The organism is Demequina sp. NBRC 110051, assembly GCF_002090055.1.
In the GTDB taxonomy this organism is placed as follows: domain Bacteria; phylum Actinomycetota; class Actinomycetes; order Actinomycetales; family Demequinaceae; genus Demequina.
Genome location: NZ_BBRH01000008.1, coordinates 108840 through 122684, shown reverse-complemented (window position 1 = coordinate 122684; position 13845 = coordinate 108840). Strand labels below are relative to the sequence as shown.

At 70.6% G+C, this 13845-nt stretch carries 13 protein-coding genes; 3 read left to right on the top strand and 10 right to left on the bottom strand.

Annotated features, from left to right (window positions below; genetic code table 11):
• The first annotated feature begins 9 nt into the window (after positions 1 to 9).
• Together B7K20_RS03275 and B7K20_RS03270 are read left to right on the top strand one after the other, a co-directional pair.
• Entirely contained in the window at positions 10 to 693 is a 684-nt protein-coding gene (locus tag B7K20_RS03275; protein WP_371327858.1) for an AzlC family ABC transporter permease, read from the top strand.
• A complete protein-coding gene (locus tag B7K20_RS03270) occupies positions 690 to 1013 on the top strand; it encodes an AzlD domain-containing protein (RefSeq protein ID WP_084100316.1) in 324 nt (107 codons plus the stop codon). The genes B7K20_RS03275 and B7K20_RS03270 overlap by 4 nt, the downstream gene beginning before the upstream one ends.
• 9 nt (positions 1014 to 1022) lie before the next feature.
• Here B7K20_RS03270 and B7K20_RS03265 read toward each other — a convergent pair whose 3' ends face one another.
• Complete coding sequence (locus tag B7K20_RS03265; RefSeq protein WP_084100314.1) at positions 1023 to 1790, bottom strand: ZIP family metal transporter; 768 nt, start codon at positions 1788 to 1790, stop codon at positions 1023 to 1025.
• A 34-nt stretch (positions 1791 to 1824) separates the two neighbouring features.
• Here B7K20_RS03265 and B7K20_RS03260 point away from each other — a divergent pair, with 34 nt between their 5' ends.
• On the top strand, positions 1825 to 2313 hold the full coding sequence (locus B7K20_RS03260) for a GNAT family N-acetyltransferase (protein ID WP_084100311.1): 489 nt from the start codon (positions 1825 to 1827) through the stop codon (positions 2311 to 2313).
• Between the two features lie 4 nt (positions 2314 to 2317).
• Here B7K20_RS03260 and B7K20_RS03255 read toward each other — a convergent pair whose 3' ends face one another.
• The 9 genes from B7K20_RS03255 to B7K20_RS03215 form a co-directional block, all read right to left on the bottom strand.
• A complete protein-coding gene (locus B7K20_RS03255; protein WP_084100308.1) occupies positions 2318 to 2788 on the bottom strand; it encodes a hypothetical protein in 471 nt (156 codons plus the stop codon).
• The gene (dapB, locus tag B7K20_RS03250; protein WP_084100305.1) at positions 2789 to 3532 is read right to left on the bottom strand and encodes a 4-hydroxy-tetrahydrodipicolinate reductase; all 744 of its coding nucleotides are present in this window, start codon (positions 3530 to 3532) and stop codon (positions 2789 to 2791) included.
• A gap of 42 nt (positions 3533 to 3574) precedes the next feature.
• Positions 3575 to 5551: an efflux RND transporter periplasmic adaptor subunit gene (locus B7K20_RS03245; protein ID WP_144018512.1), complete on the bottom strand. Its 1977-nt coding sequence runs from the start codon at positions 5549 to 5551 to the stop codon at positions 3575 to 3577.
• Positions 5551 to 6450, bottom strand: coding sequence for a hypothetical protein (locus B7K20_RS03240; RefSeq protein ID WP_084100299.1), 900 nt, complete (start codon positions 6448 to 6450; stop codon positions 5551 to 5553). The genes B7K20_RS03245 and B7K20_RS03240 overlap by 1 nt, the downstream gene beginning before the upstream one ends.
• A 25-nt stretch (positions 6451 to 6475) precedes the next feature.
• Complete coding sequence (locus B7K20_RS03235; protein ID WP_084100296.1) at positions 6476 to 7708, bottom strand: ABC transporter permease; 1233 nt, start codon at positions 7706 to 7708, stop codon at positions 6476 to 6478.
• Positions 7705 to 8430, bottom strand: coding sequence for an ABC transporter ATP-binding protein (locus tag B7K20_RS03230; RefSeq protein WP_084100604.1), 726 nt, complete (start codon positions 8428 to 8430; stop codon positions 7705 to 7707). The genes B7K20_RS03235 and B7K20_RS03230 overlap by 4 nt, the downstream gene beginning before the upstream one ends.
• Before the next feature lie 38 nt (positions 8431 to 8468).
• Complete coding sequence (locus tag B7K20_RS03225) at positions 8469 to 9719, bottom strand: efflux RND transporter periplasmic adaptor subunit (protein ID WP_084100293.1); 1251 nt, start codon at positions 9717 to 9719, stop codon at positions 8469 to 8471.
• A gap of 107 nt (positions 9720 to 9826) precedes the next feature.
• Positions 9827 to 11146, bottom strand: a complete 1320-nt coding sequence (locus B7K20_RS03220) for a pitrilysin family protein (protein WP_084100290.1) — start codon at positions 11144 to 11146, stop codon at positions 9827 to 9829.
• 422 nt (positions 11147 to 11568) lie between these two features.
• Complete coding sequence (locus B7K20_RS03215) at positions 11569 to 13791, bottom strand: polyribonucleotide nucleotidyltransferase (RefSeq protein WP_084100287.1); 2223 nt, start codon at positions 13789 to 13791, stop codon at positions 11569 to 11571.
• Between the last annotated feature and the right edge of the window lie 54 nt (positions 13792 to 13845).

Genomic DNA, 13845 nt, shown 5'->3' with positions numbered 1-13845 from the left:
ATGCTCGTCATGCCCCGCCTCGACGCCACCCGCCAACAGGCGCTGTCGGTGTCGCTCGCGACGGGCGCGTATGGACTGAGCTTTGGCGCGCTCTCGGTGGCCGCGGGCCTCGACGTGTGGCAAACCATGGCGCTCAGCCTGCTGCTGTTCTCGGGAGGCTCCCAGTTCGCGTTCATCGGCGTGATCGCGGCGGGAGGCTCGGGCGCGGCGGCGGTCGCGACCTCGACGTTCCTGGGCGTGCGCAACGGCTTCTACGGCATCGCGCTCGCGCCGTTCATGCGGCCGATGCGCCCGCTCACTCGGGCGGCCGCGGCCCAGCTCACGATCGACGAGTCCACCGCGGTCGCACTCGCGCAGCCGCCGCAGGATGTGGCGGCACGGCGCGCAGCGTTCTGGTGGACGGGCATCGGGGTGTTCGTCGCGTGGAACGCCATCACGCTGCTGGGCGCCCTGCTCGGATCGGCCATCGGCGACCCGGCCGACTGGGGGCTCGACGCTGCCGCGGCCGCGGCCTTCCTTGGCCTGGTGTGGCCGCGCCTGGCGAGCAAGCGAGCGCAAGGGGTGGCAGCGGCATCGGCCGTCTTGGCCTTGGCCCTCACTCCCCTGCTGCCCGCGGGCCTGCCCATCCTCGCGGCGGCGCTCGTCGCGATCGTGGCAGGCTGGAATGCGCCCGAGCGGGAGGTGCCCGAGTGACCCCCTACACCTGGACCTGGGTCGCCATCGTCGCGGCCGCGGCGCTTGCCTTCCTCACCAAGTACGCGGGACACGTGGTGCCCGAGGCGTGGCTGGAGCACCCCCGCGTGCACCGCATCGCCGGCTTCGTCACGGTCGGCCTGCTGGCAGCGCTCTTCGCCACCCAGGCCTTCACCTCCGGCAGTGCGCTGGTACTCGACGCGAGGGTCGCGGCGGTCGCCGTCGCGGCGCTGCTGCTGTGGAAGCGCGCGCCCTTCATCCTGGTCGTCGCGGCGGCCGCAGCGGTAGCGGCGTGCCTGCGGCTGCTCGGCTGGGGTTAGGGGCGAGCGCTAGCCCAGCTCCCCCAGCACGAACGCCACGAGGAAGCCGGCGGTCGCGATGAGTCCGGTCGCCCAGTGCTCCTCATCGAATGCCTCGGGAATCATCGCGTTCGCGACCATCGCGAGCAGCGCGCCCGCGGCGACGGACTGGATGACGCCGAGCGTCGCTCCGGATGCGTCCTGCAAGAACAGCACAGCAACGACCGTGGCGAGCACCGCGAGCGCGGTGATCGAGCCCCACAGTCCAAAGATGAATCCCGGGCCACGACCCGAGCGGCGCAGTGGCACGGTGCCGGCGAGCCCCTCGGGGATGTTGCTCAGGCCGATGGCCGCGACGATGGCGCCAGGGAATCCACCGCCGGCGGCCGCGAGCCCGATGACGATCGCCTCGGGGATGCCGTCCAGCAGCGCACCCACGGCGATGGGGGCGCCGCCACCCGGGGTGTCCCCACCGCGCTTGGCCGTCTTGTTGCGTGAGCCCGAGGGCTCATGGGACGGGTGGCGGTGACGGCTCGCCAATCGCGAGACGAGCGCGTCGCCACCGACATACAGCACCGCTCCCCCGCCAAAGCCCGCGACTACCGGCCATACGCCACCGGCGTCGTTGGCCTCGGCGACCAGTTCCAGCGCCAACGTCGCGATCAGTACACCAGCACCGAACGCGAGCACGGCCGCGACGGCCCGCTTGGAGACGTCGAACCGCCAGCCCACGAACGCGCCGATGAGCAGCGCTCCGATGCCGACGGTTGAGGCGAGGGCGGCGGTCAGCACAGTCATCTCGCCAGGCTATCGAGCCCGTAGGCTGGTTCCCATGCCCACCGCCGATGTCTCCGCCCGCCCCGCCGTCCCCGGAGACGAGGAGGCCATCGCGGACATTCAGTTGGCCGCGTGGCGGGCCACGTTGGGGGCCGATGCCGTGGCCGGGCTTCCGCGCGACGAGATCCTCGCGCAGTGGGGCGCCGCCATCGAGGCGCCGCCGTCGCGCCAGCACCGCGTGTTCGTGGCGACCGACGGCCCGCATGTGGTGGGCTTCGCGGCCCTCGCGCAGGGCGAGATCATCGCGCTCGAGGTTGCCCCCGAGCACCGACGTCTGGGACACGGCTCACGCCTGCTCGCCGCCTGCGTCGACACCCTGCGTATCCACGGCACGTCGCCGGTGCGCGCGTGGGCGATCGAGGGTGACGAGGCGCGCGAGGCGTTCCTCGCCTCCGCGGGATTCGCCGAGGGCGGCATCCGCCGCGGCATGGACGGTCCGGCCGGAGAGATGGCCGAGCTAATGTGGCGGGCCGACCTCAGCTAGAAGGTCAGACGCTCGCGCGCCGCTCGGCCCGGAACAGGTCGGCGGCGTGGCGCAGCGATTTGCGGGCCATGGAGCGGTCGCGGTTCGCGTCGTAGGCCCACGCAACCCTGAACCACGCGCGCCAGTCGTCGGGGCTGTGCTCGGCCTCGAGGCGCGCGACCTCGAAGATCGCCTCCGCTGCGGCCTCCGTGAGCCGCCCGTTAGGCAGTCGCTCGCCGTCGTGGAGCGGCAGGCCGCCCTCACCCTCGAGCACGTCGGCCATGCGCTGTACCGTGGTGCCCAGCCGCCATTCCACGATGACGTACCACAGGCCGATCGCGGGCAGCACGAGCAGGGCGAGCCCGAGCGCCTTGGCGGCCCAGGCATCGGCCATCACAAAGGCGACCGCGTACTGTGCCACGAACGCGAAGTACATGGCGAGCAGCACCGTCATCGCGACGGCGGCGAGGAAGGCCGGCTGGCGGAACAGGCGCATCTACAGGCTCAAGTAGCCGTCGAGCCCGAGCGTGAGCCCGGGGTGGCGATCGATCTCGCGAATACCCAGGAGCACGCCGGGCATGAACGACGAGCGGTCGAAGCTGTCGTGGCGCAGCGTGAACTGCTCGCCGGGGTTGCCCAGCAGCACCTCCTCGTGCGCGGTGAGGCCGCGCAGGCGCACCGCGTGGACGCGCACGCCGTCGACCAGGGCGCCACGAGCGCCCGCCGGGTCGTGCTGGGTGGCGTCGGGCGAGGGGCCGATGCCCGCGGCGGCTCGCGCTGCCGCGATGCCGGCGGCCGTGTGGTGAGCGGTGCCGGAGGGCGCGTCGAGCTTGTCGGGGTGGTGCATCTCGATGACCTCGACGGACTCGAAGTAGGGCGCCGCGGCGGCTGCGAACCGCATGGCGAGCACCGCACCGAGCGCGAAGTTGGGAGCGATGAGCACGCCGATCTCGGGGCGCTCGCGCAGGTGCTCCTCGACGCGCGCGACCGCGTCCTGAGTCCACCCGGAGGTGCCGACCACCGCATGGATGCCGGCGTCGATGAGGGCGTGCACGTTGGCCTCGGAGGCCTCGGGAACCGTGAAGTCGACGGCCACGGTGGCCTGCGCGCGGGCCGCGTCCGCGACCGTGTCGCTTGCGCTGAGACGGGCGACCACCTTCATGTCGTCGGCCCCGGTCACCGCCTCGACGACGGTCGATCCCATGCGCCCCGAGGCGCCCAGCACGGCCACGTTGATCATGTCCACGAGCCTACCGGGCGCCCCGGAACCGAAGGTGCGGGGTCAGCCGTTCACGGTCGGCGGCTGGAAACCGCCGCCCGCTCCCCCGCCCGGCGGGGTGAAGCCATCGGGCATCTGGAATTCGCCGGAGTCATCGGAGCCTGAGTCGAGGCCGCCCAGCAGCCCGCTGGATTCCTCGGCCTCCTCGTCGGTCAGCGGCTCGGTCAGATCCGCGAGCACCACCTGGGCGCCGGAATCGAGCCCCGAGAGGACCTCGGTGTACTCCGTGCCGATCGCGCCGGTCTCGATCGTGGTCTCGGTGGGCGTGCCATCCGCGGCGAGAACCTGCACGGTTGCCGCGCCCGCAGCATCCGTGACGGCGGAGGTGGGCACCACCAACACGTCGGTCGATGCCGCGACGGTGATCACCATGCGGGTTGCCGCGCCGATGCGGATCTCGAACCCTGGGTCGGGCACCGCGACGCTCACCGCATAGGACTGCTGATAGGCGTTGCCCGCATTGACGTGGGACACGCTCGCCACGGTGCCGGCCACCACGTCGCCCGTGCTGGTGAGCGTGACCTGCGCATCCTGACCCGCGGCGAGGAGCTGCGCCTCCGTGAGGCTCACGGCGAGGTTGACGACGTAGGAGTTGTCCGCGACCACCGTGATGACCGCCGTCGTATCTCCGGCCGTCACGTCGTCGCCCGCGGCAAACCCGACCGCGACGATGGTGCCCGCGACGGGCGCCGTGAGCGAGGCGTATTCGAGCTGCTGCTGGGCGAGGGCCAGATCGGCTTGGGCTGCCGTGATGTCCGCCTTGTCGGCGAGGATGTCGGCCGCCGTGGGCACGGCCTGCTCGCCGCCGGTCGAGCCGCTCATCCCCGAGCCCCCTGCGACTGCGCCGCCCTGGCTCAAGCCTGTGTCGTCCTGGCCCGAGGGCATGGGCGTGTCATCGCCTGAGCCCTCGGTTCCCGCGCCACCGTCGTGAGTGCCCTCGGGCGTCGCAGCACTGTCGGGCGTCGAGGGTGCGGTGGTGGTTGGCTCGGGAGTCGACGTCTCCGGCGTCGACGGCTCGGGCGATGCTGAAGCCTCGGGCTCCGTCACGTTAGCGTCGCCGTCATCGTCGCCGCTCGCGCCCGAGTTCCCGAGTGCCTCTTGGTAGGTGGCGACCGCCTCGTCGACGGCCGTCGCGAGCGCCATCAGCTCCTGCTGTTCGGCGATCGAGGCCTGGGACGCGGCGAGGGCGGTGTCGGTAGCTTCCTGGCAGGCGGCGAGCGCATCGGCGAGCGCCGTGTCATCGTCCTCACCCGCCTCGGGGGCCACGCCCTCGGAGCCTTCCTCGGCACCGCCGCCTGACTCACCCGTCGCGGCACTGTCGTCGCTCACCGAGGTGAATGCCGCACACACCTCTTGAGCGCTCGTGGAGGCCTCGTCGGCGGCGTCGAGCGCGGCCTGCGCCAGGTCGTACTGGTCCAGCAGAGCCTGCTGCGCGGAACGAAGGTCCGCGAGCGCCGCGGCGACCTCGTCGCTCGCGCCCGCCGTCGCATCGGCCGTCGCGACCGTTGACGCGACCGTGTAGGCGACCGTCGTGACGGTGGCGTCGGCCTCACCCTCGGTGCGGTACGCGACGGACGATGCCGTGGTCGACGAGTCCTCGCTTTGCGCCTCGAGATCATCCGCGAGCGCCTCCTCGGCGTCCGCGAGAGCCTCCTCGGCCGCGGCCACCGCGTCCTCGAGGTCGCCCACCTCGAGCGTGGCGAGCGTGTCGCCGGCCTCGACGGTGTCTCCCTCGGTCACCTCGAGCGACTCGACGGTGCCGTCGATCTGGAAGGACAGGTCGGAGCGGCTGGCGGACTCGATCGCGCCGGTCGTCGTGAGCGTCTGTGTGACGTCACCGGTGGTGGCGGTGGCGGTGCGGTACGTGGCGACGCTCTGGGTCGCGCCCGTGAGCGTCACCGCTGCGACGACCGCGCCCACGGCGACCGGCACCGCGGCTGCGCGCCAGCCCCAGCGAGGCCTGCCCGCTTTGGCGGTCATCACTCGGTGTCCGTGTCGAGCTGGTCCAGATCGCCGCCCATGGCGCCGCCGCCTGCACCGCCGCCGAAGCCTCCGCGCCCACCAAAGCCGGTGGTGCAGCCCTCATCGGTCGCGGCGCTGAGCTCGATCGAGGTCGCGTCGTAGCCTCCAGACGAGTCGGACTCGCCCATGGCCGTCATGCACAGGCCCACCTCGATCGCGCTGGTGTCGGCCGCCTCGGTGCCGGTGACAGACGCGTCGTCGGCGACACTTACCTCGGTGGACTCTCCCTCCGAGTCCTCGATCGTCAGCCCCCCGTCACTCACGGCACTCACGGTGCCGGTGACGAGGCCCGCGAAGCCGCCTGGCATCTGTCCCTCGGGGGCGGTCCCCTCCGCAGGCGCCTCCATGCCCTCGGGCATGGCCGTTGGCATGTCTGCCGGGACGTCGCCATCGGTCGGGCGCTCCATGCCGTCGGGCATGTCACCCGTGGGACGCTCGCCGCCCATGCCGCCGAATCCGGTCGAGCAGGTGCCGTCCTCGTCGGGCTCGGAGACGGACACGGAGGTCGCGGCATCATCGTCGCCCAGGACCACGACCACGCACTGTCCCTCGGCGATATCGGTCAGCGCGATCTCCACCTCCGTCGTCACGGTCGTGTCATCGGTGAACCGCACCGCGGTCTGGGAACTGTCGTCCTGGACCTGGGCGGTGCCGTCGGCGAGGTATGCGATCTCGCCGCTGACGCCGCCACGTTGGAAGTCGTTCGCCTGGTCGCCTGCGGGCTGCTCGGGCGCGGCGGAGGTGGCGGTGTCGGCGGATGCGGTGGCGTCGCTGTCGTCCGACGTCGAGCAGCCGGCGAGCAGCGCCGCGGTCAGCCCGGCGAGAGCAAAGGCACGGTGGGTACGGGTGATAGTCATGAGGAGGTCCTCTCGTAGGGCGCGGTTACTGGTCGCGAAGGGCGTCGATGGGGGCAAGGCGGGCAGCGCGGGCGGCCGGGTAGACGCCAAACACGGCGCCGATGCCGACGGCGACGACCACGGACACCACGAGCGCAAGGCCCGAGATGACGATCGTGGAGCCGAGCACGCTGGGCAGGGCGAGCGCGAGGCCGACGCCGATCACCACGCCGATCGCGCCTCCGCTGAGGCCCAAGATCATGGCCTCGATCAGGAACTGGTTGCGGATCGTCGCCGGCGCCGCGCCGAGCGCCTTGCGCAGGCCAATCTCGCGCGTGCGCTCGGTGACAGACACGAGCATGATGTTCATCACGCCGATACCGCCCACGAGCAGGGCGAGCGCCGCAATACCCGTCAGCAGAATCGTCAGCTGCTCGTACACGGACGTGGCTGCGTCGATCAGCGAGTCCTGCACGTCGATCGTGAAGTCGGCGTCGTCGACGGAGGCGATCCCGTGCAGGTTCAGCAGCAGATTCTGAGCCTCCTGGGACGCTGCGCTCAGCACGTCGGAGGAGGCGGCCTTGAGGTAGATGGTTTGCACCGCCTCGCTCGCGCCGGAGTCGTCGAGCGTCTCGACCATCGTGGTCATCGGCACCACGGCCAGGTCGTCGAGCGAGGTGTCGCCGGAGGATCCGGCCTCGGCCAGCACCCCGACCACCTCGAAGGAGTCGCCGTCGATCACGACGTCCTGGCCCACCACCGCCGTCGAGCCGAACAGTTCATGAGCGGTCTCGCTGCCGAGCACGATGACGTCGGCCGCCGAGGTCACCTCGTCTTCGGTGAAGAAGTCGCCGTACAGGAGCTCTCGCGAGCGCACGTCGGTCCAGCTCGTCGAGGTGCCGGTGACCGTCGTGGTCCAGTTGCTCTCGCCATACTCGAGCGAGAGATCGGAGGTCTTCTCCGCGGCGACGCCCACGGCATCGGGCACCGCCACGGTCGACGCGAGCGCCTCCGCGTCCGTCAGGGTGAGCGTCTGGGCGCTACCGAAACCGCCGCGCGTACCCGAGTCGTCGGTGGAGGATCCGGGCGACACGATGAGCAGGTCCGAGCCCAGCGACGCGATCTGGTCCGACACGTCCTTCTGGGTACCCAGGCCGAGGCCGACGGTGAGCACCACGGAGGCGATGCCGACCACGATGCCGAGCATGGTGAGCAGGGATCGCATCTTGTGACTGCGGATGGCGCTCCACGAACTGCTGAGGAGATCGGCGGTTCTCATTTAGCAATCCCCACGGAGTCGCCGACGAACTGCCCGTCGGTCACGTTGTAGATGGTCTGCGCGCGTGCGGCGACATCCGCCTCGTGCGTGATGAGGACGATCGTGGAGCCCTCCGCGTGGAGGTCATCGAGCATGCCCAGCACATCCGCCGTCGAGCGCGAGTCGAGGTTTCCGGTGGGCTCGTCGGCCAGGACGATCGCGGGCTCGGTGACGAGCGCGCGCGCGATGGCGACGCGCTGCTGCTGGCCGCCCGAGAGCTGACCGGGGTGGTTCCTCGCCTTGTCCGCGAGGCCCACTCGGTCGAGCGCCGCGAGCGCCCGCTCACGGCGCTCACCGGGTGCCACGCCCGCGTAGACGAGCGGAAGCTCCACGTTTCCTACAGCCGTGAGGCTGGGAAGCAGGTGGAATTGCTGGAACACGAAGCCGATGCGCCGATTGCGCGCGGAGGCCAAAGACACCTCATTCATGTGGGAGACGTCCTCGCCCGCGAGGACGTAGCTGCCCTCGGTGAGCACGTCGAGGCAGCCCAGGATGTTCATCAGCGTGGATTTGCCCGAACCCGAGGGGCCGACGATGGCGACGTACTCGCCCGGATAGATGCGGCAGTCGATCCCTCGTAGGGCCTCGAACTCGATGTCCCCGGTGAGGTAGGTCTTGCGGGCGCCGGAGAGTTCGATCACCGGGGCATCCAGGTCAAGCATGACGGTGGAAGGGGAGGTCATCTGACGGTCCTCGTCGTGAGGCGCGGCGCGGCGGGCGGTCACTGGCCCGGCGCCTGACCGGTGGGCATCTCGCCGCCGGGGAACGTCATCCCCTCGGGAAGCTCACCGCCGCGGAACTGCCCACCGAAGCCGGCCGCGGCGTCGTCGCCGTCGGTCGTGCCCGCCGAGGCCATGACGGTCACCTCGAGTTGCTCCCCCTCGGTCAGGCCTTCCGTGATCTCGGTATAGGCGCCGATGGTCCCGCCGGTCGTCACCTCGCGCTCCTCGGTCTCGCCGTCGTCACCCACGACGGTCACCGTCGACGCGCCGTCCGTGGTGGAAATCGCGTTCGCGGGGATCGCGAGCACGTCCGCCTCTCGCAGGGTCACGATGCTCGCGTCCACCGACGTGCCCTCGTACAGGCCCTCGACGGTGCCCGTCACGGTGAGCTCGACGGCATAGGTCGCGCTGCCGCCGGTGGTGGTGGGGAGGTTCGCGATGTCCGTGACGACGCCGAAGAACGGGTCTGTGAGGTCGTCGGCCGTGAAGGTGACCTGGTCACCCTCGGCAATCTCGGCGACGTCCGCCTCGGAGAGGCTCACGGATACCGTCCACTGGTCCTGGCCCACGATCGTGACGCCGCTCGACGCCGTCGTGGTCGTCGTGGCGGCCGTGTCCATGCCGCCCGCATCGGTGCCGCCGGCGCTGGCGCCACCGGAGACGACGTCTCCCACCTCGTACGGCTGGCTCGTCACGAGCCCGGCAATGTCGGCGACGAGCTGCGCGTCGCTCATCGCGTCCTCGGCCTCCTCCACGGAGCTCTCGAGGACGTCAACCTGGGACTGGGCGGCCTCGATCTGGGCGTCGGACGCGTCCGTTCCGTCGGCCTCGTCCTCAAGGTTCGACAGCGAGGCCTCCGCCTGGGCGAGATCGGCCTCGGCGGCGCGCAGCGATGCGGTGAGCGCCAGGGTGTCGATCTCGGCGATGACGTCCCCCTCGGCCACCGTGTCGCCCTCCTCGACGTTGACCGTCGTGACCTCTCCCGAGGCCTCGAAGGCCAGCGCCGAGCTCGTCACGGCAGCGAGGGTGCCCGTGGCGTCCACCGTCTCCTCGAGGGTCTGCAGCGCGACCGTGACGGTCTGGGTACCGCCACCTGCCGTCGCGCCGCGCCCCATCGCCTGGGCGGTGTCGGTACCTGCGGGCCCCCACAGGGCCATCGCGCCGACGCCGATCCCTGCGCCGGCGACGAGCGTCGCGGCGGGAATACCCCATGCGCGCAGGCGAGCGCGGGAAAAAGTGAACTGCGGCATATTCCGTCCTGTCCCTCGTGACGTGCTGTCGCGATGAGGCTATGGACGGTTCCTGGGGAAACGCTGGGAATGGGCTGAGACTTGCGTCACCCCAGGAAAACAGGCGCTTAGCGGGCGGGCCCTACCCTGACGGAGACACGCTCACGCGAGGCGAGATCGGCAGCCATGGCGACCACGGCATCGGCCGTCACAGCCCGCACCTGGGCCAGGGATTCCTCGATGCTCCACAGCTCACCGAAGACCAGCTCGGCCTTGCCCAGGCGAGACATCCGGGAGTACGAGTCCTCGAGGCGCAGCACGGTGGTGCCCGCGATCTGGCCCTTCGCGCGCTCGAGCTCCTCGTCCGTGATGCCCGCGGTCATGCGCTCGAGCTCGCCGGCGAGCAGGCGCTCGACCTCGTCGGCCTTGGACGGGTTGCACGCGCCGTACATGCCCCAGATGCCTGCCTCGGCCGAGGGCGCGCCAAACGAGTACACCGAGTACGCGAGGCCGCGCTTCTCGCGAATCTCCTGGAACAGGCGCGACGACATGCCGCCGCCCAGGATCGCGTTCATGACGCCCAGGGTGGCGCGGCGCTCGTCGGTGGCGCGGAAGCCGCGCGAGCCGAGCACCACGTGTGCCTGCTCAAGGTCGCGGGTGATACGGACCTCGGGGGTGAGGGTCGCCTCGACGGCAGCGAATGCGTCGCGCCTGCCGACGGGCGCAATGTCACCCGTGAGGTCCCACCCGCCGAGCGCGAGGGCCTCCTGGACCATCCCGCACACCGTGTCGTGGTCGACGTTGCCAGCGGCGGACACGATCAACCCCGACGGCTTGTAGTGCTCGCGGTAGTGCTCGATGACCGCGTCGCGGGTCACGGAGCGGATGATGTCGGGGGTTCCGCCGATGGGACGGCCCAGCGGGTGGCCCGTGAGGACCGCCTCGGTGAAGCGCTCGTGGGCGACGTCGCCGGGGTCGTCGTCGTTCATCGCAAGCTCTTCGAGGATGACGCCCCGCTCCATCTCGAAGTCATCCTCGGTGATCGACGCAGAGGTCACCATGTCGAGGATCACGTCGATCGCGGTGGGCAGGTCGCGATCGATCACCCGCGCGTAATAGCAGGTGAACTCCTTGCCCGTCATGGCGTTGGACTCCCCGCCCACGCGGTCGAACTCGACCGCGATGTCCTGAGCGGTGCGCCGGGGCGTGCCCTTAAACAGCAGGTGCTCGAGGAAGTGGGTGGAGCCCGCGTGCTCGGGGGTCTCGTCGCGGCTGCCCACCCCCACCCACGCGCCGATGGTTGCGGAGCGCATACCCGGGATATGTTCGGTGAGGACCCGCACTCCCCCGGGCAGGACCGAGCGGCGGATGATCGCCCCCGCATCCTGCTCGACGGTGAGGTGGCTTCCGGTGGCGGCGGCGCCGACGAGCGGCAAGGCGTGAGGCATACCGGTGAGCCTAACGCGGGTGGCTTCGCGTGCGGTGCGGGGGGCGAGCCTGGGGTGAGCGGCGCGCCCGGTGGCGGGGCCGCGGCGCACTCCAGCCCGTCACATCTGAACTCGCCGTGCCACCGTGCCCCTGTGAGCATTTCAGCCCGTCATCTGGCCGATCGACGGGCTGGGCTGCCGACTCACGGCGAAACGTGCGCGACCCACGGCCTACGGTGCGGTCATTTCGCGCATTGCCCGCACCCGCGCGCGACATGGGCCACCCGCGCGGGCGATCCGCGGATTGACCGCACCTCGTGCACGCACATGCGCCGGGCGCTCCGACCCCGTGGCTGGGCTCCGCACTCGGCCCACCACGGAGACGCCGCGAGGGCGGCCCCGGCAACCCGGGACCGCCCTCGCGGTGAATCAGGAAGGGGCGATTACTCGCCGGCCTCCTCGGAGGCGCCTTCGGCGGCCTCGTCCGACTTCTCCTCGACCACGCCGAGCGACAGCTTGCCGCGCGGGTCGACCTCGGTGATCTCGACCTGGATCTTCTGGCCGATGGACAGCACGTCCTCGACGTTCTCGACGCGCTTGCCGCCCACGAGCTTGCGGATCTGCGAGATGTGCAGCAGACCGTCCTTGCCCGGCGACAGCGAGACGAACGCGCCGAAGGCGACGGTCTTCACGACCGTGCCCAGGTAGCGCTCGCCGACCTCGGGAACGTGCGGGTTGGCGATCGCGTTGATCGCCGAGCGCGCGGCCTCGGCCGAGGGGCCGTCCACGGCACCGATGAAGACCGTGCCGTCGTCCTCGATCGAGATGTCGGCGCCCGTGTCGTCCTGGATCTGGTTGATCATCTTGCCCTTGGGGCCAATGACCTCACCGATCTTGTCGACGGGGACCTTCACCGTGATGATGCGGGGAGCGTGGGGGCTCATCTCGTCGGGCTCGGTGATCGCACCGGCCATGACGTCCAGGATGTGGAGGCGAGCCTCCTTGGCCTGGTCGAGCGCGCCGGCGAGCACCGAGGCGGGGATGCCGTCGAGCTTGGTGTCGAGCTGGATGGCGGTGACGAACTCCGACGTACCGGCGACCTTGAAGTCCATGTCGCCGAACGCGTCCTCGGCGCCCAGGATGTCGGTGAGCGCCGCGTAGCGGGTCTCGCCGTCAACGGTGTCGGACACGAGGCCCATGGCGATACCGGCGACGGGGGCCTTCAGCGGCACACCGGCGTTCAGCAGCGCGAGCGTCGAGGCGCACACGGAACCCATGGAGGTCGAGCCGTTCGAGCCCAACGCCTCGGAGACCTGACGGATCGCGTAGGGGAAGTCCTCACGCGACGGCAGGACGGGAACCAGGGCACGCTCGGCGAGGGCGCCGTGGCCGATCTCGCGACGCTTGGGGGAACCCACACGACCGGTCTCGCCCGTGGAGAAGGGCGGGAAGTTGTAGTGGTGCATGTAGCGCTTCTTCGTCTCCGGGTTAAAGGAGTCGATCTGCTGCTCCATCTTGAGCATGTTGAGGGTGGTGATGCCCATGATCTGGGTCTCGCCACGCTCGAAGATCGCGGAGCCGTGCACGCGCGGGATGGGGCCCACCTCGGCCGACAGCGGACGGATGTCGCGCAGGCCACGGCCGTCGATGCGCACGCCGTCCTTGAGGATGCGCTGGCGCACCGTCTTCTTGGTGACGGAGCGCACCGCGGCGGAGATCTCCTTCTCGCGGCCCTCGAACTGGGCACCGAGAGACTCGAGCGCGGAGGCCTTGATCTCGTCGAGACGGTTCTCGCGGGTCTGCTTGTCGGCGATCTGGAGGGCCTCGGTGAGGTCCGCCTCGGTCGCGGCGGTCACGGCCTCGAGGACGTCGTCCTCGTAGTCGAGGAAGCGCGGGAACTCCTGCGTCTCCTTGGCGGCCTCGTTCGCGAGCTGGATCTGCGCCTCGCACAGCGCGCGCAGGAAGGGCTTGGCGGCCTCGAGGCCCTCGGCCACGACGGACTCGGTGGGCGCGGTGGCGCCCTCGGAGACCAGCTGGAAGGCGTCGTCGGTCGCCTCGGCCTCGACCATCATGATGGCGACGTCGTCACCGGCGATGCGGCCGGCCACGACCATATCGAACACCGCGCGCTCCTTCTCGGAGTAACGCGGGAAGGCGACCCACTGGCCGTCGACCAGGGCGATGCGCACACCGGCAACGGGGCCGGTGAAGGGCAGGCCCGACAGCTGCGTCGACGCCGAGGCGGCGTTGATCGCGAGCGTGTCGTACGCGTCGTCGGGGTTGATCGCGAGCACCGTCACGACGACCTGGACCTCGTTGCGCAGACCCGACACGAAGGTGGGGCGCAGCGGGCGGTCGATGAGACGGCAGGTGAGGATGGCGTCGGTCGAGGGGCGGCCCTCGCGACGGAAGAACGAGCCGGGGATCTTGCCGGCGGCGTACGAGCGCTCCTCGACGTCCACCGTCAGGGGGAAGAAGTCGAAGCCGTCGCGGGGGTGCTTGCCGGCGGTGGTCGCCGACAGCAGCATGGTGTCGTTGTCGAGGTAGGCGGCGACGGTACCGGCGGCCTGCTGCGCGAGACGACCCGTCTCGAAGCGCACGGTGCGGGTACCGAACTTGCCGTTGTCGATGACCGCTTCTGCGGCCTTGATCTCAGGACCCTCCATAGGGATGAGTACTCCTTGCCTTATGGCAGGCATGCGGATGTGGCGTGTGCCACG

Bases quoted from the DNA above. Each gene is read 5' to 3' on its own strand.
- B7K20_RS03235 (WP_084100296.1), bottom strand. From the start codon at position 7,708: ATGAGAACCGCCGATCTCCTCAGCAGTTCGTGGAGCGCCATCCGCAGT.
- B7K20_RS03260 (WP_084100311.1), top strand. From the start codon at position 1,825: ATGCCCACCGCCGATGTCTCCGCCCGCCCCGCCGTCCCCGGAGACGAG.
- B7K20_RS03240 (WP_084100299.1), bottom strand. From the start codon at position 6,450: ATGACTATCACCCGTACCCACCGTGCCTTTGCTCTCGCCGGGCTGACC.
- dapB (WP_084100305.1), bottom strand. From the start codon at position 3,532: ATGATCAACGTGGCCGTGCTGGGCGCCTCGGGGCGCATGGGATCGACC.
- B7K20_RS03220 (WP_084100290.1), bottom strand. From the start codon at position 11,146: ATGCCTCACGCCTTGCCGCTCGTCGGCGCCGCCGCCACCGGAAGCCAC.
- B7K20_RS03215 (WP_084100287.1), bottom strand. From the start codon at position 13,791: ATGGAGGGTCCTGAGATCAAGGCCGCAGAAGCGGTCATCGACAACGGC.
- B7K20_RS03255 (WP_084100308.1), bottom strand. From the start codon at position 2,788: ATGCGCCTGTTCCGCCAGCCGGCCTTCCTCGCCGCCGTCGCGATGACG.
- B7K20_RS03275 (WP_371327858.1), top strand. From the start codon at position 10: ATGCCCCGCCTCGACGCCACCCGCCAACAGGCGCTGTCGGTGTCGCTC.
- B7K20_RS03245 (WP_144018512.1), bottom strand. From the start codon at position 5,551: ATGACCGCCAAAGCGGGCAGGCCTCGCTGGGGCTGGCGCGCAGCCGCG.
- B7K20_RS03225 (WP_084100293.1), bottom strand. From the start codon at position 9,719: ATGCCGCAGTTCACTTTTTCCCGCGCTCGCCTGCGCGCATGGGGTATT.
- B7K20_RS03230 (WP_084100604.1), bottom strand. From the start codon at position 8,430: ATGACCTCCCCTTCCACCGTCATGCTTGACCTGGATGCCCCGGTGATC.
- B7K20_RS03265 (WP_084100314.1), bottom strand. From the start codon at position 1,790: ATGACTGTGCTGACCGCCGCCCTCGCCTCAACCGTCGGCATCGGAGCG.